Raw genomic sequence first — 23,371 nt, forward strand, 5'->3', positions numbered from 1 at the left:
ACCTCCCCACGAATTTTGAAAACGCTAACAATGAATATTTTACCATGTTATCTAGTAAAATCAACAATTTTACATACAATATTCTGAATTTTTCTACATTCATTCTAGCTATCTAAAACTTATCTTACTAGTACAAATGTCGAAAGAGGCGAAACGTTTACTGTATTTCCTTTCACCGTACGGAGCGTTTTTGTTCCTGCCTGCTCGCCGTCAACAAGTAATCTCCACGTTCTGTTAGAAGGCAGATGAACCGTTTGAGCTTGTTTATTTGCATTATGAATCACCATTATTTCGTTTGCTTTATCTTTATTGGCTTTAGCATTTAACGTATAACCTACTACGTTTGCTGGTGCATCAACAAAGCGTAAATTTTGATGAATAGCCTGTGCACTCGTCATTCTAAATGAGGAATATTGCTTTCGAAGCGCAATAAGTCCCTTCATGTAGTCTACTTCTTGGCTGAAAGCTGCTCGGCGCTTCCAATCTAGCTGATTGACAGAATCGGGTGACTGATAGCTATTATGATCTCCGCCTTTTGTTCTCATAAACTCTTGACCTGCATGTATAAAGTTCATTCCTTGAGATGTTAAAATAATAGAAGAAGCAAGCTTATGCATCTGCTTTCTCGTTTGCTCGGTGTCAGCAGGGTTCGTCAGCTGAAGCTTATCCCATAACGTATGGTTATCGTGTGCTTCTACATACGTCACAACTTGATCTGGATCTTCATATGTGGCAGTTGAACGATCATAATCTATTCCAGCTGCTATACTTTGCTGTATGAGCTTTTCTTGACCCTGTTTTCCATTAACAAATCCGTTTTCACGATCAAAAAACACGCTGCCTTTAAGACCATCTCGCATACCATCATTGAAGTGAGCGATGCGCTTCATATCCTGAGCGTTTTTCTGATTAGCTTTTAGCTTAGCATCAAGCTCGGTTCCTAGATCCCAGCCCTCTCCTAAGACGATAATGGAAGGGTCAATTTCATCTAACTTCTTTCTCACTTCATTCATTGTCTTTGTATCGTGAATCCCCATTAAATCAAATCGAAACCCATCAATGTGGTACTCTTTTGCCCAATACGCAACAGAATCTACAATAAACTTCCGAACCATCTTCCGTTCAGACGCCGTGTCGTTTCCAACACCTGTTCCGTTGGATAAAGTTCCATCTTCTTTATAACGGAAGTAGTAGCCTGGAACTAGTTTATCAAAGCTATGCTCACTTACTGCATACACATGATTATAAACCACGTCCATTACCATACGAAGCTGCTTGTCATGAAGCGTTTGAATCATTTGTTTAAGCTCAATAATTCTCGTCTTAGGATTATATGGGTTTGTTGAATATGAACCTTCTGGGACGTTGTAATTTTTTGGATCATATCCCCAATTAAACTGCGGCTCGTTTAATTTCGTTTCATCCACCGTACGATAATCGTAAATAGGCAGGAACTGAACGTGCGTCACACCTAAATCTTTAATATGACTGAGTCCTGTTTTTACTCCATTTGGTCCTTTCGTATTCCACTCCGCTACACCTAAATATTTTCCTTTATTTTTGATACCGCTCTCTTTTTGAGACGATAAATCTCGTACGTGCAGTTCATAGATAATCGCATCTTCTGGATTTTTAAATTTCGGCTTATTTGCACTCCACTTTCTCGGATTTGTCTTAGCCAAATCTACGACAGCTCCGCGATCTCCATTCACCGTTGTTGCTCGTACATATGGATCAACCGCTTCGCTCCAGCTGTTCCCAATTTTTACTTTGTACGTATAAATTAGTTCATCTTGATTTCCTTTTACCTGCGCTTTCCACGTTCCTTTTTCACTTTTGGTCATAGAAATTTCTTTTACAGCTTTGGAGTTCCATGACGAATAAGTCACTAGCTTGGCTGCACTTGCGGTTGGAGCCCATACGCGAAAATTTGTTTGTTTCTTAGAATACGTGTTTCCTAAATCGTTTCCGCTATATGCATACTTTTCGTCAAATTCTTTCGTGCGAACGACATTTCCATTAACTACATCAGCTGATCCGTAGCCTTTTTGCTTAACTTTATACGTTTTTGTAACGTCCAAAGGCTGTTTTGTTATGATTTTAACTTTAGTAGTAGCAGCGTCTTCTCCCTCTTTATAAGGTATCACTTTCTCAATTTGAGCTCCGTCAATTTCAATGTCTCCTAAACTCTTAGAAGAGTCAAACGGCACGTTTGTTTCTAAGGTGATTTGATTAAATGTATCCATAGTCGCTTTCGTGATTTTCCGAGTGATATCTACTCCTGCTCTATCATAATAAATTCGATTTTGTCCTTGAACAATCCATACTTCTACATTCCCATCTTTACCAACCTTGGTAATAAAACGGTCTCCTCCGTCTTTATTTTCCCAATCGCTGTCACTAGTAGAATGGCGTACAATAAAACCAATTTTGTCAAATAAATTACCACTTCCACTGTTAATGGCGTAAGTCGCTCTCTTCCCAAAATTCGTGTCTTCCGTAAATTCGATTTGCTTGCCTTCTTTTTCATCACCTGGCCATGTCCAAATGTTCCACCCGCTGTAATCTCCGTCGTACCGATGATAATTTAAGGTAACGTTTACTTTATCAAACTTCGGTAAATCTCGGTATTCACCGTCAGGAGGAGACGTATATGTATGTTCATCTCCACTTTTCACCCATACTTCTCCTTCACCGTTCTCCACTGAAACGAAGCGGTCTCCTCCATCTTTTTCCCACGACTCTGTTCGAACAATAAAACCTACTTTGTCATAAGCACCGGGTAATTCAACTTCCGCTACTTTTCCAAATTGATCTTCCCCCGTAAATGCGTAAGGCTTTCCTTCTCCTCCTTCAGGAAAAACCCATAATCCCCATTCCTTTGTATCATTTGGAGCAGGCTGATAGTGAATCTTGATTTTTGTTGCGTCTGCTGCAGATGCAAACGATTGCATAAACGGGCTAAAAAAAGAGCTTACTAGTAAGAGTAAAGCCGTCAGTACCATTGCATATCTAGTCCAACTACGTTTCAATGAAAACCCTCCCGTAAAATAAAGTACGTACACATTTTTCACTATAACCTTTTTTGAAAGCGTTATCATAAGTATTTTTTCCTATTTTATGTGGATAAAGAAAAAAAATCCATAGTTAACAATGTTAACTATGGATGACGTATCTCTTTTACACTTCTGCTGTTTCAGGTGAGATGGTTTGATCGTTGTATACGTTTGTATCTAGCTCTTTTGTTAATTTACTAGTGACGACTCCGGCTGTCATGCTTCCACTTACATTAAGCGCCGTACGCCCCATATCAATCAATGGCTCTACTGAAATTAATAAGCCTGCTAGCGCTACGGGCAAATTCATAGAAGATAATACAAGTAAAGCCGCAAATGTCGCTCCTCCGCCAACGCCTGCTACGCCAAACGAACTAATTGCTACAATGGCAATCAACGTGAAAATAAATGAAGGCGTTAAGGGATCAATACCTACCGTTGGTGCAATCATAACGGCTAACATAGCTGGATATATTCCAGCGCATCCGTTTTGACCAATTGTAAGACCAAATGAACCTGCGAAATTCGCAATTCCTTCTGGAACCCCTAACTGTCTTGTTTGTGTGTTAACATTCAAAGGTAATGCTCCAGCACTTGTACGGGAAGTAAAGGCAAAAGCCAATACAGGAAATACTTTCTTAACATATGTGATCGGATTTACACCGATGATTGTTAGAATAACTAAGTGAACAATAAACATAGCTGCCAATGCGACATATGATGCTACAACAAATTTTCCAAGTTTAACAATTGCATCAATATCACTCGTTGCTACTGTTTTGGTCATAATCGCAAGTACCCCATAAGGAGTTAACCGAAGAATTAGCGTCACTACACGCATGACAATTGCATAAAACGTATCAATAATTTTTGAAAATAACGCCGCTTCCTCCGGCTTTTTACGCTTCACGCCTAAATACGCAATTCCAACAAATGCCGCAAAGATGACAACGCCAATCGTGGAAGTTGAGCGTGCGCCTGTTAAATCAAGAAACGGGTTAGCAGGTAATAATTCTACTACTTGCTGCGGGATTGTTTTTGCTTCTAAACTAGATAAATTGTTTTCTAAGTCCTCTCCGCGCTGAAGTTCCGCTTCCCCTTTTGTGATTTGAACAGATTCTAAATTAAAGCTCGTTGTTGTAAAAATACCAATTGCAGCTGCTATCGCTGTTGTAACAAGCAAAATCCCAATAATTAAACTACTAATCTTTCCAATATTGCTCGTCAATTTTAAGCGAGTGAATGCCGCTACAATCGATACAAATACAAGCGGCATAACAATCATTTGAAGAAACTTAACATATCCGCTTCCTACAATGCTAAACCAATCGGCGGTCGTCATCGTTACTTCATGAGTCGGACCATACACCCACTGAAGAGCAAAGCCAAAAATAATCCCTAGTCCAAGCGCTGTAAACACACGCTTTGAAAATGATACATGTTTTTTCTGCATCATAAACAGCCCCGCAAGCAATGCAAGCATAATGAGGATGTTTAGGATGACTAATAAGTTATTCATAGATGTTCCCCCTGTAATTTTTTCCATAAATTATGTCTCTATTACTTATAATATAACAATACCAATAAGTCAACTAGGTTTTATATTTTTTCCTGAAGACAGTTTTTTTGAATAATTTTGACAAAACAAAAAAGCTAAGGATTTTCCTTAGCTTTCTATTTTACGCTTGTATGTACTTCAGTGGTCTTTTGCTCCGTTACCAGAGATGGCCTTTCTTTCATCAGACCGGATGTACTACAATTCATGTATAGGATTACATTTCATATAATTCATTTAGCCATTTTACAAACAAATGTCTGGGTAATTCTAGTTCGTGAAGCTCGACATATTGAATATCAGATAGCGTCGTTCCTCTAGCCATATAAAAGTACCACTGCCAGCCAATATCTTTAGCAATAGCATAGGATTTAGCTAGATCTTGCCTATTATCTGTCTGCTGCATATCATTCATCCACTGCGTTTCATCCGCTTCATATTCATAATAATGGAGAGTATATTTATCACACCAATACGTAAGGTCCTGATGGGAAAACGGATTTTCTCCGTCACATACTTGAAGCAATAGCATTCTTAAATTTTCCGGTGTATACGGTAATATAATTTTTTGATCTGCACGTCTCATTTTGCTACCTTCCTGACATGTTCGTTTCTTTTATTACATCATGTACGGCTGCGTTTAGCAATAAGAAATGGATGACGTTTTCATTACTTTTCGTTTACAACATTTCATTTGCTTGCAAAAACCGCCGTATCTTTGACATACAGAGGCAGTCGAATTTTAACAATCGTCCCTTTGTTCTGCTCACTCTCAATCTGCAGGGTACCGTGATGATCATGAATAATTTTGGAGCTGATTGTTAATCCAAGCCCCATTCCTTTTTCTTTTAAAGTAAAAAACGGTTCTCCTATATGTTCTAGACGGTCTTTAGAAATTCCTACTCCTTCATCTCTAACTTCTATAAAAATATGGTTATCCTGCGCTGTTTTGATTGTAATATAAATATTTCCAGGCCTATTCATGGCTTCAATTGCGTTTTTAAAAACATTAAGTAATACTTGAATAAGGTGATTTTTATTTCCATACACACTAGCGTTGTTTGTTTGTTCATCGTATAAGAAGTCAATGTTTTTCAATAAAGCTTCATGGGAAGTTAAACTCATTACATACTTAACCGCTTCTGTAAGAGAAAACACGCGAAAATGTTCACTTTCAGGTTTTGACAAAAGGAGCATTTCACTGACAATACCATTAATTCGTTCCAGCTCATCAAGCATGATGTTAGCATACCCTACCGCGGATCGGTCTGTTTCTTTCATGAGCTGAACAAACCCTTTAATACTCGTAAGCGGATTTCTAATTTCATGAGCAATTCCAGCAGCTAATTCGCCTACTACAGAAAGCTTTTCCTTTTTTATCAGAAGCGCTTCTGCAAGCTTTTGCTGAGTTATATCTCGTCCAATCGTGATAAGAGCTTTTCTCGAGCCATCATCAAAAAACACAGGTACTTTAATAACATCAAATGTTTTGACCTCGCCGTTTGGTATTTCAAATGCTTCTTCCGTGCGTACCTTTTCCTTTTTTCTCCAAGCTTCTTCATCCGATGAAATACAGTGTAAGAAAGCGGCTTGAAAGAAAGGCACAAGCTCACCAAGTTCTGCATCGGTTTTACCCCTGTAATCAATACCCTTTAAATGATAAAGTTCTCTTCCAAAATCATTCACCGCCACCCATTTGCCAGCTCCATCTTTAAAACAAATAAAATCTGGCATTGAATTTATTAATGTAGCAAGCTGATACTGTTCATCAGACACCTGGGTATGAACCGAACGCTTATGAAGTAAATAAAACGTGCCAGCCGTTACGCCCACTAGTAAACTATCTTTTATCAAACTGCTAAGAGCATATGCTCCTTTAAAAAATGCCATTGTTTGAAAGACGATGTACACCCCTACAAGCAGAAGACCCGCTACCGCCGCTGCTTTTCGTACACCCTCCCTATTTTTTATCAATATTTCCCACCAGCCTTTGTTTTTTACGTGAATACTCTCTATGTCTCATCAATTAAGTTCTGAATATTCTTCTTACTTTTAAACTAGTTTATCTTATTTTTTTATTCTTATCTAATACCTTTTTTTATTACTTTTGACACAGTTTCTTTTATCCTCTTTATTTGTTTCCGCATTTTCATTTTATTTGAATTATTTTCTCTATCAAAATAGGAATTTAGATACGGAATACTCTGGAACATTTAGGTAATAATACTCTTTTTTGTATTTTCTTAATATTGTAAATTCGAGTAGTACCAACTACATCGATAAATTTAGGGGGATTTTAATGAAAAAAACCGTGATTTCTTTGGCTGTAGCAACAAGTTTGACTTTATCTTTTACAAGTGCACAAGCTTCTACTTCTGCAAATGCTTCTCACCATCAAAGTTCTGAACAAAAAGTATTAAAAAAAATCAATGCTGAGAAAATTTATCAAGACATTGCGTATCTCTCAAAAAAACCTCGGGTGGCAGGAACTGAAGCTGAGCGCGAAGCTGCTACATTTGTTCAAAAGCGTTTGTCTAAACTAGGCTATGAGAGCGCAGTAGAGCCTTTTACCTTTACCGGTTACACACCAGCAGCGAGTTTTTCACTAAGCGTAAACGGTACCAGCTACTCTCCAACAACTTTTACTTATAGCACCAATGGAAATGTCACAGCTGAAATTGTAGATGGAGGGCTGGGTACAAAAGATAATTTAGCAAACAAAGATGTGGCAGGTAAAATTGTATTAGTTCAGCGAGGCACTATTACTTTTGGTGAAAAAGTATTAAATGCTGCTGAAAAAGGGGCTGCAGCCGTCATTATTTTTAATAATACAGACGGTGAGCTAAACGGAACGCTTGGCGGCGCTAATGATAACTACATTCCGTCTCTTGCTGTTACCAAAGAAGAAGGTGAAAAGATTCTTACTTCTATTCAAAAAGGCGAAAAGCCTTCAGGTACAGTAAAAATTGAAGGAGCTGTCGTAAGTGAGCGAACCTCTTATAATGTAACCGCTACTAAACCTTCTACTTTTAAGAAAAAAGGAACAAATGATATTATTGTAGTAGGTGCTCATCATGATTCTGTGGCCGGAGCGCCTGGGGCAAATGACGATGCTTCTGGAACAGCAATGGTGCTTGAATTAGCTCGTGTATTTAAAACTCTTCCTACTGATACAGAACTGCGATTTGTCACATTCGGAGCTGAAGAAGTAGGCTTACTAGGATCCGAGCATTATGTTAGTGAGCTATCTGAAGATGAGAAAAACCGTATTGTTGGAATGTTTAATTTAGACATGGTAGGAAGTCGAGATGCGGGAGATTTGGTGATGAATACAGCTGATGGAACACCAAATCTTGTCACAGAATTAGCTCAAGCTTCAAGTACAAGATTAAATGGATCACCTACGCCATTCCAAGCTGGCGGCCGCAGTGATCACGTTCCTTTTGCAGAAGCAGGAATACCGGCTGCTCTATTTATTCATAGTCCGTCTGAACCTTGGTATCATACGCCTGAAGATAACCTTGATAAAATAAGCAAAGAAAAACTTCAAGATGTGGCTGAGATTGTTGGAACAGCTATTTACGATCGTTCCCGTCCCGACCAACAAGGTTCTTCAGTTAAAAAGAAAGCAACATTTAAAGCTCCTCATCTTTATCACGAGCAAGATGTTAAATAAGAATCTGTCCCTGTTATTCATACATGATCAAAAAAAGAGATGTTTATGCATCTCTTTTTTTGATAAGCAGATTTCTCAAGGTTTTAAATCCATTATGCTACAATTGTTATAGAGGAGCCTCACTTATTGCTTGCATAAAAATTTTGAACAAAAGAGGTGTATTTTTTGGATTTTACGGTAGACCATTCAATTCTTTTATTATCTATTCTCCTTGTCATAGGGGTACTTACTGCAAAGTTCTCTACTCGCCTTGGAGTCCCTTCGCTTGTACTCTTTATTATTGTAGGAATGGTTGTTAGCCACTACATCTACTTTGACAATGCTCTTTTAACACAAGGATTCGGAATATTAGCGCTTATCATTATTCTTTTTGATGGAGGCGTGCAGACCAAATGGAAAGATGTTAAACGCGTTGTTCGCCCTTCCGTTTCATTAGCTACTTTCGGAGTCCTCATTACGACAGTTTTAACGGGTGTACTTGCCAAATATATTTTAGGTGTTACTTGGCTTGAAGGCTTTTTATTTGGGGCAATCGTTGGCTCTACAGATGCTGCAGCCGTGTTTTCTGTACTAGGGACACAGAATATCCGCCAAAAATTAAACTCCACGCTAGAAGCAGAATCTGGTTCCAATGATCCGATGGCCATCTTCTTAACCGTTTCTATTATTGAATTAATTCAACATCCGGACTCTCCTATTCTCTCATTAATCCTTAATTTCTTTTGGCAAATGGGAATCGGCCTGGTACTTGGTTTAATACTTGGAAAAGCATCCGTTTGGATTATTAATCGAATTAATTTGGATTCTTCAGGTCTTTACCCTGTGCTTACATTGTCATTGGCCGCCTTAACCTATGGAATTTCCACATTTGTAGAAGCAAGCGGTCTACTTGCTGTATATGTAATGGCAGTGGTAGTAGGAAATGCAGATCTGACTTATCGTCACACAATTGTCCGCTTTAACGAAGGTTTTGCATGGATGATGCAAATTTTAATGTTTATTTTACTCGGCCTTCTTGTCTTTCCTAATCAACTGCTAGATATCATTTGGCAGGGTATACTGTTATCTCTTTTACTTATGTTTGTCGCTCGTCCACTCGGCGTATTTCTTTCGATGATGTTTGCTAAATACTCATCCAAAGAAAAACTGTTTATTTCTTGGGCCGGTTTAAAAGGAGCTGTTCCAATTGTATTAGCTACTTACCCTATGATGGCAGGTTTGGAGAACAGCACGCTCATTTTTAACGTCGTTTTCTTTGTTGTCTTAACTTCCGCTCTTCTTCAAGGAGCAACAATCGCTCCTTTAGCCAAATTTCTAAACCTTTCTCAAGGTGAAAAAGAGACGGTTCCTCACAGTCTCGAGCTTGTTTCGATGGGCAAAACCAAAAATGAAATGATTGAGTTGAAGCTCGTGGAACATGCAGATATATCAGGAAAATCGCTTGAAGAACTTCACCTCCCTGAAGACATTTTAGTGACTGCTGTTATTCGAGATGACAAACTACTTACCCCTAGAGGAAATACACAAATTTTTGCAGGTGATACATTATATATTCTTATTTCGAAGAAAAAACGTGATAAAGTAAAAGCATTTTTCCAAAAAAATACGTCTGATGGGGACGAAAGAGAAGGAAAAACCAGTTAAAAAATTGGTTAAAGCCTTTACGAGAAAAACAGCACCCGATTATTGAACGGAGTGCTGTTTTTGCTGTTGCATCAAATAAAGAGATTTATAATTGGGGTGATGTTTTAAAAGTTCTGAGACCGTTACAAATTTATACCCCTCTTCCTTTAACTTCGGTAAAATTTGTTTTAATGCTTCAATGGTTTGGGTCCGATCTCCTCCCGTATCATGAAACAATACAATATCTCCTGACCTGGCATGGTTAAGCACTTGACTTACAATTTTACCTACGCCTGGATTTCTCCAATCAAATGTATCTTGATGCCAAGACCAAAGAATAATGGTATACTGCTGATTTTTAGCAGCTTTTACTACCCGATCGTCATAATAGCCAGTAGGTGGACGAAACAGGTAAGGTTTTATTCCTGTAATAGCTTGTATACGTTCATCCGCTTTTTCAATTTCTTGTTCAATTCTCTCTACTTCCTGGCCCCTTACTTTCAAATGGCTATATGTATGATTAGCAAGTTCATGCCCTTCACGAACTTCTCTTTGAGCAAGCTTGGGAAACGACGTTACTCGATCGCCGACTACAAAAAAAGTTGCTTTGGCACCGTACTCTTGCAATAAACTCAAAATGGTCGGCGTATATTTAGGATCTGGTCCATCATCAAATGTAAGCGCAATCAACTTCTCGTCTTTCATGGGAACTTCCCACACGATATCTCCTTTTTTTTCATAATAAAATCTGCTCTTCTTTGCAGCATCCGCCTGAATACCATAGAAATTAATGGAAACAATAATGATAATTGACAAGCACCATTTCACTCAATGACCTCCTTTTTTGTCTAGGTGTGATTCATGCGTATTGTCAATAAACGCTTTAATACCAACTGCAAATAATCGTTCATCCCCCAAACACACGCGCTGTTGACGGCGATTAGCTGCAGAAGTTGATTTACGGTTTTTCATAGTCTTCTCTCCATTACTAATTGATTGTGTTTTTAGCTTTACCAAAAAGTCAAAAATAAACCTACGGGTTCTAACATGGCGAAAACATTTTTTTATAGTAACTACACGCTGTCTAGCGTTTTGAATAGGAGATATATACATGCGAAAATTTTATTTAGCTTTTCTGTTAATGATAAGCGCAACCATGGTTATACTGCCTTCTGTTAAAGCAGTCAGTGAAAGCAATACGAAACATCAGCAGCTCACCGTAAGCGAACAAGGATATTCTCTTTCATTGCCCGGTGAATATACGCTTCAAAAAGAAGAGGATGGAAAAGATATTCTTTTTTCAACCAAGACTCCCTATACGTGGATGCGAATTGAAGTCCTTTCCGGGAAAGAAAGTGCAAGCAAATCATATCTAGATCGTTCAAAAGAATTGTTTGATGACCAGTTTGGAAAATCGTTAAAAATTTCTTCTACATCCCTATTTATTCAACCTGTTGTGTTTGCATCTACATCCCGGAGTAAAAAAGAAACGGCAAAGCTATATGTACTGAGAGAAACAAAGGGGCACCCTGCTTTAAAAATCACGATGGTTACAGCTAAAAATTCTGATGATGAAAAAAAATTAATTTCAATTGTTAACTCAGTAAAAACGCATGAATGAAAATAGATAAGGAAGCCAGCTATGAAAAAAAAGATATTTCTTGTTTGCTTTATATGTTTGATGAGTGGCTGCTCAACTGCTTTTCGTGAAGAGCTTATTAACACACAAGAAGAAATTCCAAAAGAACGCTTGCCACAGCAAAAGTTCACCTATCCTTACAAAGGAAGCAGTAGAACAGATGTAGGTTATCTTAAAAGAAGCACCAATCAAAACTATACGCTTTACGTACTAGAAGGATACGAGTTTACAGAAGAAGAGCCACGAAAAGATGTCATTTACAACAAAAAAAATGATGCTTTGTGGATGCGGATTGAAGTGTTTCCACCAAATAAAAGTGTAGAGGAGCTCAATAAAGAAACAAAAGAAATTTTAAGAGCTGGCTTTTCGGAAGTGGCTTCTCTTGATACACACCTCATTCATCATAACTTAGAGATAGAAGCTGCGTACAAAGCATCAGATGATAAAAGTAACGCATACGGTTTTCTCGTTCGAAAGCAAAATCAACACCCTACTTTCCGGTTAACGATCTTTGCTCCTAAATCCGAAAGAGATTTAACTCCTTTTTTAGAAATGGCGAGAACGCTTCAAAATGCATAAAACAAAGAAAAAGTCGGTTTACAAAGGGTGTAAACCGACTTTTTCTTTATTTCATATCTAATAGTTTAGTTTTTAAATCTTTTTCCATTTGATACAGCTCTGATTCTGCCTCGGTACGCTTCGTACGTCCTTCTTCTTGTATCTTTAGTACTTCTTCTAACGTGGTAATCAAATCGGACTGCGTTTTTTTCAATGTTTCGATATCGACAATCCCCGCCTCGTTTTCACGAGCTACTTCAATCGTATTCTGCTTGAGCAGCTCTGAATTTTTAGTAAGCAAGTCGTTTGTTGTCTTAGATACTTGCTTCTGGGCTTCCATTGCTTTCTTTTGGCGTAATAAAGTGGTTGCGATTACTACTTGATTTTTCCAAAGTGGAATAGCTGTTAAAATAGAGCTTTGAATTTTTTCCACAAGGGTCTGATTGACTTCTTGAATTAATCGAATCTGCGGTGCACTTTGAATGGCAATTTGACGGCTCAGTTTTAAATCATGCACTCGTTTTTCTAGCCTATTGATAAATTGATTTAAATCATTGACCTCCTGAGCCATCAAGTAGTCATTTTTTTGAGATGCTGTTTGCTGAAGCTGGGGCAGCGTTTCATTCTGCAGCGCCACTAACTTGTATTCTGCCGCTGCAATGTAGACGTTAAGCGCCTCGTAAAACTGTTTATTTTTATCATATAAGCTATCTAGCATCGTAATGTCTCGATACAGCATTTGTTTTGAACGCTCTAACTTATCTGCAATTTTATCAATTTCAACATTAATGCTTTGATATTTTGTTAATAAATTTTGAATAGGCCTAGAGACTCCTGAAAACAATCGACCGATGACTCCTTTTTTCTTTGCAGAAAAATCATCGGGATTCACTTGGCGAATCTTACTCATTAAATCTCCTATAACGTCTCCTACTGGTCCCGTATCTTTCGTTTGAACATGCTGTAGTACAGATTGAGAAAACTGAGATAGTTCTGACTGAGCTGCTACCCCGTACTGTAAGATAGCCTGCTGATTTTTATAATCAATTTGATTTGCGATTTTCTGCGCTTTTTCCTGATATTCCGGTGTCAAATCATCGTATGTGTTTCTTTTTGCAGCGCGAGAGTCCGATTGTATCTGCGGGGTAGGCGACGCAAAAGGATCATCAAGGAGCGCATCTAACGATTGATTTTGATCATATTCTTTCATCATAAAATCCCATCCTTTGCATTTACATTACTTTGTGCGATTAGTAGCTGTCGGTATATACGGCTGCTCCTCTTCAAATGCTTGTTTTAGCACTTTAAGCTCTACATCTAATGTCAGCTTATCTTGTGAAAGGGCATTTGTTAATAAATGCTCATACTTCCCTGATAACCCGCGCAGCATGTCTTCCGCTTCATGAAGACTTTCTTTTACTTCTATGCTTTTCGTTGGTTTTGATAATAAAAACATATACCTTTCAATGACGGTAACCGTTGATTGTAAGTAGTTCGTAAAAAAGGGCTGAACATCTTTATATCGTGCGGGCTCTTTTTCTACCATTTCAATGATGCTTTTACCTACTTTGTATAGTTTAGAAAGTTCTGTCCACATATGAACAGACCGAATTTTAAAACGATAGCTTCCAATGGTTCTTAATTGCTTTCTTGCCTCTTTTACTTGATGACGAACGTATGCAATTTCTTCTCTATACGGATTTTGATAATGACGTCGAACACTGCTCATAATAAAAAACAGGCTCATCACGACCATTACTCCTATACTAATGCCAAAGGACTGAATCATCGTGGTACTAAATCCAAAATAGCTGACCGGAACGGCTACTGCTCCTGTTACCCAAATGGCAAGAATCTTTTTTATGATTCGAACGACTTTCATCGCTTTCACTCCTATCTCAAATGTGACCGAACTTTTAAACGTATACATATTATACCATTGTCTTCCCGTCTCTTAAAACGATTACTGTTATAATTTATATACGGATAAAACCTTTAAAGGTTTCACAAAACAAAAAAACAGGCAGCTATTAAAAGCTGCCTGTTTTTTATTGATCTTCGCGCTTGTTGTAATCATACTTCGAGCGTTCAATTGGTTTGAACCCTTCTGGTGTATGAAAGCGGAGTAAATCTCCGTAAACAAGTTTATCTGATAGTTCTAGCTTTTTCTTAACTAGTTCATCATACTTATCATACTGTTTCGCTTCCTTATCTGAAAGCTGCTTGCCCGTTGCGTTGTCATACACTTTCTGATCAACTTTTGTTACCTTAGGTGTAACAAAGTCACCGTTACGGAAAGGTACAACTTGCTGATGTTCTTTTGATAATAAGTCTGTACCAAAGTCAATATAGTCTTTTGTATCAAGACCTAATAAATGCATCACTGTTGGACGAACATCTACATCTCCACCATACGTATGATTTACGCCGCCTTTAAGGCCTGGTGAAGTAATAAATAATGGTACGCGCTGCAGCTGAGCTTGTTCAAAATCATTGATGTTTTTACCCATTACTTTGCCCATTGCACGCTTATGGTTTTCAGAAATACCGTAGTGGTCACCGTACATCACGACCATCGTATTATCTGCTAAGCCAGAGGCCTGTAAATCCTCAAAGAATTGCTTGATTGATTCGTCTAAATAACGAGCCGTTTGGAAGTATTGGTCAACTGACTTATCTCCCGTATTGTGAGGTCCAATCGTTTGGTCTTCCTTATCTAGCGGATAAGGGAAGTGGTTTGATAACGTAATGAACTTCGCGCTAAATGGCTGCTTTAAGCCTTTTAGATACGGCATTGATTCTTTAAAGAATGGTTTATCTTTTAAACCATAGTTCAGCGTATCTTCGTCCGACATATTGTAATAAGCTGAATCAAAGAATTTTTCTACACCCATTGATTTATACATTTCGTCACGGTTCCAGAACGATTTTCCATTTCCGTGGAACACAGATGTTGTATAGCCTTGCTGATCTAGAATACCAGACAGCGACTGATAGGTGTTATTTGCTTTTGTTGTAAATACAGAACCTTGAGGTAAGCCGAATAATGAGTTCTCCATCATGAATTCAGCATCTGACGTTTTACCTTGCCCTGTTTGATGGAAGAAGTTATCGAAATACATTGTGTTCTGATCTTTTAATAGTGAATTTAAGAATGGCGTTACTTCTTCACCATTTAACTTATAACCAATCATAAATGACTGAAGTGACTCTAATGAAATATAGATAACGTTTTTGCCTTTTGCCTGACCGAAATATTCTTTGTTCGGCTCAGCATATGTTGCTTTTGCATAGTTCTCTACCTCAGCCACATCACTGCTATCTGCTAGCGCGCGCTGTGCTGAAGATTTCGAGCTCTGGATGATGTCATAGATCGTATAGTTATACGTTCCTAAATATTTTACTAAATAGTTGCGGTCAAATGTTCTCGTTAATAGTTGAGGACGATCCATTTCCGCTAGTGCGATGTTGGCACTTAAGAATAAAATCCCTGATAAAAATACACCTGTCACAGTACGTCGACTAATTGTTGCTGGTAAGTCAACTTTTTTCCATAGTACTAAAACTAAAAGAATAAAGAAATCTGTGAAGTATAAAATATCAGTTGGGCTAATTAAAGCCATGGCACTGCCGCCTAATTGACCAAAGTTGTTTGACTGAGTCAATACAGGAACAGTAATAAAATCATTAAAGAAGCGATAGTATACTACATTTGCGTACAGGATGAATGAAAGTAAAAAATTCATTCCAAGCAGTGCTCGTACTTTTCCGCGCCCTTTAAATAGTAATGCAATGGCAAAAAAGAAAATTGCCGAACCAATTGGGTTTATGAAAAGTAAGAACTTTTGCATAAAATTATCTAGCCCTAAGTTAAATTCGATACGATAAACGGTATACGTTTTAATCCAAAACAACAAAACTGCAATTAGAAATAACGGCAGCTGTTTCGAAAAAATATTTTTACCGTTTGTCATGAGCTGTTTCATATTCCCACCTCTGTCTCTATTGAAATTTAAGCTCACTTTTATTTTTATAGTAAATGTAAAAAGAAATCTCTCTTACAAAAAATGTAAGAGAGCTAATCTGTTCTTTCACATTTTAACTCTTTAAAAAAAATTGTCAACACCGCTACGTATAATTTTCACCAAACGTGAGAAAATAACTACTTTCTTATTCCCAGCTCTATCGGCTTTTAAACACAAATGTATCCTGTGCTTTTTTCTTCTCACTATTTAATACGGACAGCTTCTCTTTAAGTTTCACTATTTTATATTTATTTTTTATTTTGTCCACTATACATATAAATTTAACACTTGCCTTAGTTTTCCTTCTACTTTACAAGAGAATGCATAAAAGCACTTGTGAATATTTGTTATATCAATACCTCTTATTTTCTTTTCTTTCTACAGTAAACCACATATTTTGAGTTATTTCTTTCTTTAAATATGAAAAAAATGTGTCAGTTTGCATCGAAAATTTTTATTTTTTTATCTTTTTGTTTATAATATAAATTATAAATATTATTTGAAATTTCAGATCTCTTTAACGTCTGATCTAGAAAGTGCATTTTTTATATAAAATTGGAATGAGTACGGGCTATGCATGCTTGTATGCCTGGCAGTTTAAACGTCTTACATTTTTATAAAGGAGAAAAAATGAAAGAATGTATTGTTTTCATTACAAATATTATTAATGTATTGCACGACGGATTAATTTATATTTTTTATTTACTAGGATTTTCTCTTTCAGATAAAGAACTTCACTTTTGGATTATTGGCATTATTGGACTGCTCACGTTTTTAAGCGTTTATATGATCTTTAAATTATTGTCAAAATGGAAATTTAGTATTACAGCTATTTCCTTTATCTATACCCTTACCGTTATGCTTGTCTTAGTTTTTGCCATTGAAATTCAGCAAGGAATTACTACCCGGGGCAATATGGAATTTGATGATGCCATAGCAGGTTTATGGGGGTTTTTAGTCTTTTTTAGTATTTATATCGCCTTTGCTTCTTTTTTTCTTTTATCCAAGAGGTTATTGTCTTCGAATAAAGAGAAAAAAATAAAAACCGAGGCCCCTACTCGGAGCCAAAGACACGTTAATTAATTTCGTTTGAGTTTCAAAACGACTTGATGAATCCGTATTCGATTATATCGTTGAACCAAAATAAACGGTACGTTTGCAACAATCGCATAAATAACCATCCAAACACCTATAGAAGGAGAGTTCCATATAAAAAAAAGAATAGAAGGAAGTATGCTGATCCAGTGAGTTAACTCTGCTCGATTTGTTTCAATTAAAAAAAGCTGTGCATATTCCTTCGTTCTACTCTCCCATTTCTTTTTATAAAATCCTCGTTTAAATAGCTTTCCTGCATCAGGAAGCCACATTTTCCATCGGTGCACCCCGAATTTTTTATATATCCCAACTGTTTCCCAGCTTTGAACCTTAAACAGCGCAAGTTCCTTTTTTAAATAAAAAGCAGAAATTTTTGTGCATCTGTAGGCGATGAACATGTGAATCACAAACCATGCCATGATATTAATTAAGAGCTGAGCACCTGTCATTTTATCACTTTCTTCTTTTTTTCTTCTTCTATAGATATGCTGCGTTCTTTCCATTTAACTTGCTTTCTCACCGCTGTTTGGATGAAAGACCATACGAATAGCCCCAGAAAAAATAGCACATGAATAGGAAATAAGCACAAAGAAAAAAAATTAAACGAACCTATTTTTCTTAAGCTATTAAATAAAAGACTTACATAGCAAACATAGCTGCTAATTGCCAAGCCTGCATGTTGATTCCATAGAGTAGGTAAAAAAAGGACATAATTAATCATGCTAGTAAGCCACAAGCTTACTAGAAATAAATAAATGGCTTCCGTTTTCCCCGCACCTGAAGCAAAACTTTTACTCCACCCTCTTATAAGGCTTTTCATACCATTTGGATACATGCGCATGGAAAGAGCTCCCTGTCCACTCATACACGTGATAAATTCACCTTGTTTGTTCATTTTTTCAACCAGCGCCATATTTTCCACCACTTCTTTTTTTATCCCTTCGTGGCCTCCGCTTTGAAAGTAGGAGGCTGCGCTGCAAAGCAAGCACTGCCCGAAACCGACAGAAGGACTTTTCCAATTTTTAAAGGGATGAAACGCGCCAATTGATGCAAACGTAACATAGTGAAATAAAGCAGAAAACATTTCATAAGGCCTCTTAACAAGGTGATAAGGATGAACTGACAGCACCCCCCCTTGCTGTTGATAGTAGAAAAAGACTTTTTCAATTCCGTCTTTCTCTACTGTAATATCAGCATCTAAAAACAAAAGCACCGAGCCTTTTGCTTCTCGTGCTCCATTCCAGCATGCCCATGACTTTCCTAGCCACCCAGCTGGAAGTGTTCCTGGGTGCACTACTTTTACGCCAAATGCTTTGGCTACCCTCTCAGTATTATCTGTTGAGTTGTCATCTACAACAATCACTTCAAAGTCAGCGTTCCCTAACTGGAGTGACTGCAATAAAAAGGTAAGGTTTCTTTCTTCATTTCTAGCTGGAATAATAATGGACAAACATGACATATCGTTTCTTACTATTTTTACACGTTTAAATGTAGGTATAGTGCTGACAAGCGTACCTGTCAAAACAAGAGCAACCAGTAAAAAAGACATCTCTTTCTCCTTTCCTTCACGTATGAAAATTAGCGAACTGGACAAAATAAAAAGTTGTAGACCTATTTTTATTTTGCGTGAAGTCATTTTATACACATTGTTGACAACTCGCTTTTGTTTTATAAGGAGGAAAAAGATGAAAAAGAAAGTAATTGTTGTAGGCGCAGGTTTAGGTGGTCTGTCAGCTGCTATTCGTCTGTCAGCTGATGGATATGATGTAACAGTCGTTGAAAAAAGCGAGCGAATTGGCGGTAAGTTAAATATTCGCAGCGGCAAAGGATTTTCTTTCGATACGGGACCTTCTATTTTAACAATGCCGTGGGTGCTAGAGCAGCTGTTTGAAAGTGCAGGCCGCAAGATCCACGACTACTTAACAATAGAACGAATTGAGCCTCAGTGGAGAACTTTTTTCCAAGATGGAACACAAATTGATTTGACCAGTGACCTTCCTCGCATGCTTCAGCAGCTTCAAGAACTTGCTCCAGAAGACGTTGAAGGTTTTTTTGACTATTTATCTTATGCAAATAAAATGTATGAATCGAACTTAAAAAGTTTTTATAAAAAAAGTTTATCTGGACTGCACGATTTACGAACGATGCATACGGTAAAAGAACTGCTTCAAATGGATCCAATGAGATCTATGGATGCTACTACACGCAAATATTTTTCAAACAAACATTTGCGTCAATTGTTTAATTTTTTAATTATGTACATCGGTTCTTCTCCTTATCATGCACCAGCTGTATTAACACAGCTTGCTCACGTTCAGCTAGGATTAGGTATTTATTACGTAAAAGGCGGAATGTACAAAATCGCTGAAGCGATGGATAAGCTCCTTCAAGAACTTGGCGTCACTGTGCATCTAAATACGCAAGTAAAAGAAATCACAACAAGCGGAGCAAAGGCAACTGGAATTACACTAAAAAATGGTGAGAATCTATCAGCAGATATTGTGGTATCTAATCTAGAAGCAATTCCAACTTACCGCTATTTATTAAAAGATCATACGCAAGCAGCTAAGCAAACTCAGCAGCTTGCTAAATTCGAACCTACCGTTTCTGGCCTTGTTCTTTTATTAGGGGTTAACAAACAGTACAAGCAGCTTCAACATCATAATTTCTTCTTCTCAAAGGATCAGAAAGAAGAGTTTGATACAATCTTTAACAAAGGGAAAATAGCCATGGATCCGACAATTTACGTTGGCGTATCGTCTAAATCAGACCCTACGCAAGCTCCTGAAGGAAAAGAAAACCTGTTCGTTCTTACTCATGTACCTCCTTTAAAGGAAGGCGACGACTGGGCTGCATTAAAAGACCGCTACCGTGATGTCGTATTGAAAAAGCTTGAGGCAATGGGATTAGAAGACTTGCGTTCAAGCATTGAGTTTGAATATACGTTTACTCCCAATGATATCCAAGAGCTTTACGGTGCTAACGGCGGGTCCATTTATGGCGTAGCAACTGACCGTAAGAAAAATGGAGGTTTTAAAATTCCGGCAAGAAGTCAGCTTCTTTCTAACCTTTATTTTGTGGGCGGCTCTACACACCCTGGAGGCGGCGTGCCAATGGTGACATTATCAGGTCAGCTTACAGCGGACGCAATTAATGAAGATTTTCAGATTCCTCGTATGCAAAAAGATATTGGATAATGAAAAAGTGCAGGAAATTCCTGCACTTTTTTTAAAAGTTCATTTTTGACTGTCCACCGTCTACGTTTAACGTCGCACCCACTATCCATGAAGCTTGAGAAGATGCTAAAAAAACAACGGCGTTTGCCACTTCTTCCGGCTCTCCAAAGCGTCCTGCTGGTATTTCATTTTCAACAAACTGCTTAATCTTCTCCGGATTTTCATCCATTCTTTTTTTCCAATTACCCGTTTCATGCAAAATACTTCCCGGCGCTACTCCATTTACACGAATTCCTTTAGAAATCATTTCATCTGCAAACGACTTTGTAAAGCTGATAAGCGCTGCTTTTGCGTTATTGTACGTGACTTTCCCTCCACTTTCTCTCCCGAAAATAGACGTCACATTAACGATTGCCCCATCTTTTGTCATACGAGCTGCTGCTAGCTTGCTCAAGTGGACAGCTGAAAAATAGTTAAGCTCCATCGCTTCTTTGAAAAGGGATAAATCTGTTTCCATGGCCTTGCTTCCATTACTTCCTCCAGCGTTATTAATTAAAATATCAATGCTTCCGAAATCTTTAATGAATTTCTCGATTAATGCAACTCTGTCTGATTCGTTTGTTAGGTCTGCTGTATATGTACGTACGTTTTCTAATTCTGACTGTGCATCCTGTAACGCTTCCTCTCCTCTTGCCGCAATTCCAACGTTTGCTCCTTCTTGAATAAACGAGGCAGCAATAGCCTTCCCAATTCCTTTTGACCCACCGGTAATAAGTACATTTTTATTTTGCAACTGTAAATCCACACGTATCCCTCCACGTTAAATGATAATTGCTATACTTTCTATCATAGCTCACTGCATGCCAAAATTAAAATCATATACTGTTTTACCTTTTTACTCCTTTTAAATCGCTGCGTTTTATGGATACGTTCTTTGAATTTATTGTCAGAACTCTTAGCAAAAACAAGCCACGGCGTGATATAATGCTTTTTGGTGTAAATGTTTTCAAATTGGGGGTTTTTTAATGCAACAAACGTTTTCAACGTCTCAAAAAGTTAAGCAGTTCGTTTTTATTTTATTTCCGATATTGGTCACCCAGTTTGGAATGTTTTCAATGACTTTTTTTGATACGATGATGTCAGGAAGAGTTAGCGCAGACGACTTGGCAGGGGTAGCGATTGGTTCAAGCTTATGGGTACCTGTTTTTACAGGGCTAAGCGGAATTTTAATGTCTATTACGCCAATTGTTGCACAGCTTGTCGGAGCTAATCAAAAGAAAAAAGTTCCGTTCTCCGTCATTCAAGGGCTTTATGTCTCCATTTTAATGGCCGTTGTTATTATTTTAATCGGCTTTTTTGTTGTTGATCCTATTTTAAAAGGGATGAATTTAGAAGCAAACGTAATGCGCATTGCCAAACAGTATTTAATTGCTTTATCTTTTGGTATTATTCCGCTTTTTATTTATACGGTTTTACGAAACTTTATTGATGCTTTAGGGCAAACTCGTACGTCTATGCTTATCACCATTTTAGGGCTTCCGGTTAATGTAGCTTTAAACTATGTATTAATCTTCGGTAAGCTAGGCTTCCCCCACTTGGGTGGAGTAGGCTCCGGTTATGCAACTGCCGTTACGTATTGGTGCATACTCATTGTATCCATTGTAATTATTCATAAAAAAGAACCTTTTTCTAACTTCGATTTATTTAAAAGATTTCACCGTATCTCTTTTTCTACTTGGAAAGAAATATTAAAAATAGGTTTACCTATCGGTTTTTCCGTATTTTTTGAAACAAGTATTTTTTCAGCCGTCACGCTGTTTATGAGCTCGTATAATACCATTACAATCGCTTCTCACCAAGCAGCTATTAATTTTGCCTCATTTCTCTATATGATTCCGCTGAGTATTTCTATGGCTTTAACGATTGTTGTGGGATTTGAAGCGGGTGCTAAGCGTCATCAAGATGCACGAAGCTATAGCAGGATTGGTGTAACTATCGCTGTTGGCATGGCTTTTGTTTGCGCAGGTCTTTTATTTACTCTTCGAGAATCAGTAGCTTCTTTGTATACAAAAGATGCAGAGGTACTCGCATTAACTTCTCATTTTTTGATTTATGCAATTTTCTTTCAGCTTTCTGATGCTCTTCAAGCTCCTATTCAAGGCGCTCTGCGAGGATATAAGGATGTAAATGTTACCTTTTTAATGTCCTTGGTATCTTATTGGGTAATTGGTCTACCTTTAGGCATTGTTTTAGCAAAATACACCGATTTGCAGGCGTTTGGCTATTGGATTGGACTAATTGCGGGGCTTGCTGCAGGAGCAACAGGACTTGCGTATCGTTTGATAAAAATACAAAAAAAGCAGCTGCTAGAGGAGAATAAATCTTCTCGAACGGCTTAATCAAAAAAAGAACGTTCTCAAAAGAACGTTCTTTTTTGGTTTAAAGATGGATTGATATTCTTCCTTATACTAAGACTTAAAACTTCTTATTTATTTAAGGTACGCTCTAACTCTTGTAAAAGCTGTTCCGCACCTTTTTTACTTAACACAACGTTTCCATTCCCAAAGGTTAAGTTTTCACGCGTAATTTCCCCAGTTACTAAGCAAGCACCGTACGGGCTATACTTTTGTAAAATAATAATATCTTCATCAACATATATTTCTACTGGATCACCTGTGTTGATATTTAAAATGCGGCGCAATTCAATAGGAATTACTACGCGACCCAATTCATCTACTTTTCTTACAATTCCTGTAGACTTCATAAAATCCATTCCTTTCATAGTAAACAAATAATATCTTCTCGATACAAATCTAGTCAAATTCGTCAGAGTTGCTAAAACCAAAATGCTTCAATGATGGTCTGATAACGGTTTATAAGTTCTTAAAATATGGCAAATAACGCATTAAATAGATTTATATACACTTTGTATCATATCAATTCGTACACTATTTATGAATAGTGCATA

General features: G+C 37.5%; 20 protein-coding genes. 7 read left to right on the top strand and 13 right to left on the bottom strand.

Features of this window, described 5'->3' with window-relative positions; all coding sequences use genetic code 11:
- Positions 1–119: 119 nt before the first annotated feature.
- The 4 genes from pulA to MMB69_RS14625 form a co-directional block, all read right to left on the bottom strand.
- Entirely contained in the window at positions 120–3,101 is a 2,982-nt protein-coding gene (gene pulA / locus MMB69_RS14610) for a type I pullulanase (protein ID WP_277447891.1), read from the bottom strand.
- Between the two features lie 79 nt (positions 3,102–3,180).
- Positions 3,181–4,575: an L-cystine transporter gene (locus MMB69_RS14615; protein ID WP_269871267.1), complete on the bottom strand. Its 1,395-nt coding sequence runs from the start codon at positions 4,573–4,575 to the stop codon at positions 3,181–3,183.
- A gap of 253 nt (positions 4,576–4,828) precedes the next feature.
- Positions 4,829–5,197: a hypothetical protein gene (locus MMB69_RS14620; protein WP_013082877.1), complete on the bottom strand. Its 369-nt coding sequence runs from the start codon at positions 5,195–5,197 to the stop codon at positions 4,829–4,831.
- A 104-nt stretch (positions 5,198–5,301) separates the two neighbouring features.
- Positions 5,302–6,585 (bottom strand): ATP-binding protein, encoded by a 1,284-nt coding sequence (locus tag MMB69_RS14625; RefSeq protein ID WP_269871268.1) that lies wholly within the window; start codon positions 6,583–6,585, stop codon positions 5,302–5,304.
- 325 nt (positions 6,586–6,910) lie between these two features.
- Between MMB69_RS14625 and MMB69_RS14630 the strand changes: the two genes are divergently transcribed.
- Both MMB69_RS14630 and MMB69_RS14635 read left to right on the top strand, forming a co-directional pair.
- A complete protein-coding gene (locus tag MMB69_RS14630; protein ID WP_277447892.1) occupies positions 6,911–8,287 on the top strand; it encodes a M28 family peptidase in 1,377 nt (458 codons plus the stop codon).
- Between the two features lie 165 nt (positions 8,288–8,452).
- Positions 8,453–9,931 carry a potassium/proton antiporter gene (locus MMB69_RS14635; RefSeq protein ID WP_277447893.1) on the top strand — a complete coding sequence of 493 codons (1,479 nt, stop codon included), beginning with the start codon at positions 8,453–8,455 and terminating at the stop codon, positions 9,929–9,931.
- Between the two features lie 39 nt (positions 9,932–9,970).
- Here the strand turns inward: MMB69_RS14635 and MMB69_RS14640 are convergent, their stop codons facing one another.
- Both MMB69_RS14640 and MMB69_RS14645 read right to left on the bottom strand, forming a co-directional pair.
- Positions 9,971–10,738, bottom strand: a complete 768-nt coding sequence (locus MMB69_RS14640; RefSeq protein ID WP_269872075.1) for a polysaccharide deacetylase family protein — start codon at positions 10,736–10,738, stop codon at positions 9,971–9,973.
- Entirely contained in the window at positions 10,739–10,882 is a 144-nt protein-coding gene (locus tag MMB69_RS14645; protein ID WP_013056734.1) for a hypothetical protein, read from the bottom strand.
- 139 nt (positions 10,883–11,021) lie between these two features.
- Between MMB69_RS14645 and MMB69_RS14650 the strand changes: the two genes are divergently transcribed.
- Together MMB69_RS14650 and MMB69_RS14655 are read left to right on the top strand one after the other, a co-directional pair.
- A complete protein-coding gene (locus MMB69_RS14650; RefSeq protein WP_269872076.1) occupies positions 11,022–11,531 on the top strand; it encodes a hypothetical protein in 510 nt (169 codons plus the stop codon).
- A 21-nt stretch (positions 11,532–11,552) separates the two neighbouring features.
- Positions 11,553–12,128, top strand: coding sequence for a hypothetical protein (locus MMB69_RS14655; RefSeq protein ID WP_216890068.1), 576 nt, complete (start codon positions 11,553–11,555; stop codon positions 12,126–12,128).
- A gap of 46 nt (positions 12,129–12,174) precedes the next feature.
- Here MMB69_RS14655 and MMB69_RS14660 read toward each other — a convergent pair whose 3' ends face one another.
- The 3 genes from MMB69_RS14660 to ltaS all read right to left on the bottom strand — a co-directional run bounded on the left by MMB69_RS14660 (position 12,175) and on the right by ltaS (position 16,093).
- A complete protein-coding gene (locus tag MMB69_RS14660) occupies positions 12,175–13,320 on the bottom strand; it encodes a toxic anion resistance protein (RefSeq protein ID WP_221782789.1) in 1,146 nt (381 codons plus the stop codon).
- 24 nt (positions 13,321–13,344) lie between these two features.
- Positions 13,345–13,989 (bottom strand): 5-bromo-4-chloroindolyl phosphate hydrolysis family protein, encoded by a 645-nt coding sequence (locus MMB69_RS14665; protein ID WP_221782787.1) that lies wholly within the window; start codon positions 13,987–13,989, stop codon positions 13,345–13,347.
- A 166-nt stretch (positions 13,990–14,155) separates the two neighbouring features.
- On the bottom strand, positions 14,156–16,093 hold the full coding sequence (gene ltaS, locus MMB69_RS14670) for a lipoteichoic acid synthase (RefSeq protein WP_013056729.1): 1,938 nt from the start codon (positions 16,091–16,093) through the stop codon (positions 14,156–14,158).
- 669 nt (positions 16,094–16,762) lie between these two features.
- On the opposite strand from ltaS, the gene MMB69_RS14675 reads away from it, so the two are divergent.
- Positions 16,763–17,215 carry a hypothetical protein gene (locus tag MMB69_RS14675; RefSeq protein ID WP_013082868.1) on the top strand — a complete coding sequence of 151 codons (453 nt, stop codon included), beginning with the start codon at positions 16,763–16,765 and terminating at the stop codon, positions 17,213–17,215.
- On the opposite strand, the gene MMB69_RS14680 is transcribed toward MMB69_RS14675, so the two are convergent.
- Together MMB69_RS14680 and MMB69_RS14685 are read right to left on the bottom strand one after the other, a co-directional pair.
- Positions 17,212–17,730, bottom strand: a complete 519-nt coding sequence (locus tag MMB69_RS14680; protein ID WP_277447894.1) for a glycosyl-4,4'-diaponeurosporenoate acyltransferase CrtO family protein — start codon at positions 17,728–17,730, stop codon at positions 17,212–17,214. The two genes, MMB69_RS14675 and MMB69_RS14680, sit on opposite strands and share 4 nt — an antisense overlap.
- A complete protein-coding gene (locus tag MMB69_RS14685; protein WP_277447895.1) occupies positions 17,673–18,776 on the bottom strand; it encodes a glycosyltransferase family 2 protein in 1,104 nt (367 codons plus the stop codon). The genes MMB69_RS14680 and MMB69_RS14685 overlap by 58 nt, the downstream gene beginning before the upstream one ends.
- 136 nt (positions 18,777–18,912) lie before the next feature.
- On the opposite strand from MMB69_RS14685, the gene MMB69_RS14690 reads away from it, so the two are divergent.
- Positions 18,913–20,424, top strand: a complete 1,512-nt coding sequence (locus tag MMB69_RS14690) for a phytoene desaturase family protein (RefSeq protein ID WP_277447896.1) — start codon at positions 18,913–18,915, stop codon at positions 20,422–20,424.
- A gap of 31 nt (positions 20,425–20,455) precedes the next feature.
- On the opposite strand, the gene MMB69_RS14695 is transcribed toward MMB69_RS14690, so the two are convergent.
- Complete coding sequence (locus MMB69_RS14695; RefSeq protein ID WP_221782779.1) at positions 20,456–21,208, bottom strand: SDR family NAD(P)-dependent oxidoreductase; 753 nt, start codon at positions 21,206–21,208, stop codon at positions 20,456–20,458.
- A 220-nt stretch (positions 21,209–21,428) separates the two neighbouring features.
- Here MMB69_RS14695 and MMB69_RS14700 point away from each other — a divergent pair, with 220 nt between their 5' ends.
- Complete coding sequence (locus MMB69_RS14700; protein WP_016763847.1) at positions 21,429–22,802, top strand: MATE family efflux transporter; 1,374 nt, start codon at positions 21,429–21,431, stop codon at positions 22,800–22,802.
- 86 nt (positions 22,803–22,888) lie between these two features.
- On the opposite strand, the gene MMB69_RS14705 is transcribed toward MMB69_RS14700, so the two are convergent.
- A complete protein-coding gene (locus MMB69_RS14705) occupies positions 22,889–23,167 on the bottom strand; it encodes an AbrB/MazE/SpoVT family DNA-binding domain-containing protein (RefSeq protein ID WP_025752053.1) in 279 nt (92 codons plus the stop codon).
- Between the last annotated feature and the right edge of the window lie 204 nt (positions 23,168–23,371).

Source organism: Priestia sp. P5 (assembly GCF_029522155.1).
Taxonomy (GTDB): Bacteria; Bacillota; Bacilli; order Bacillales; family Bacillaceae_H; genus Priestia; species Priestia megaterium_E.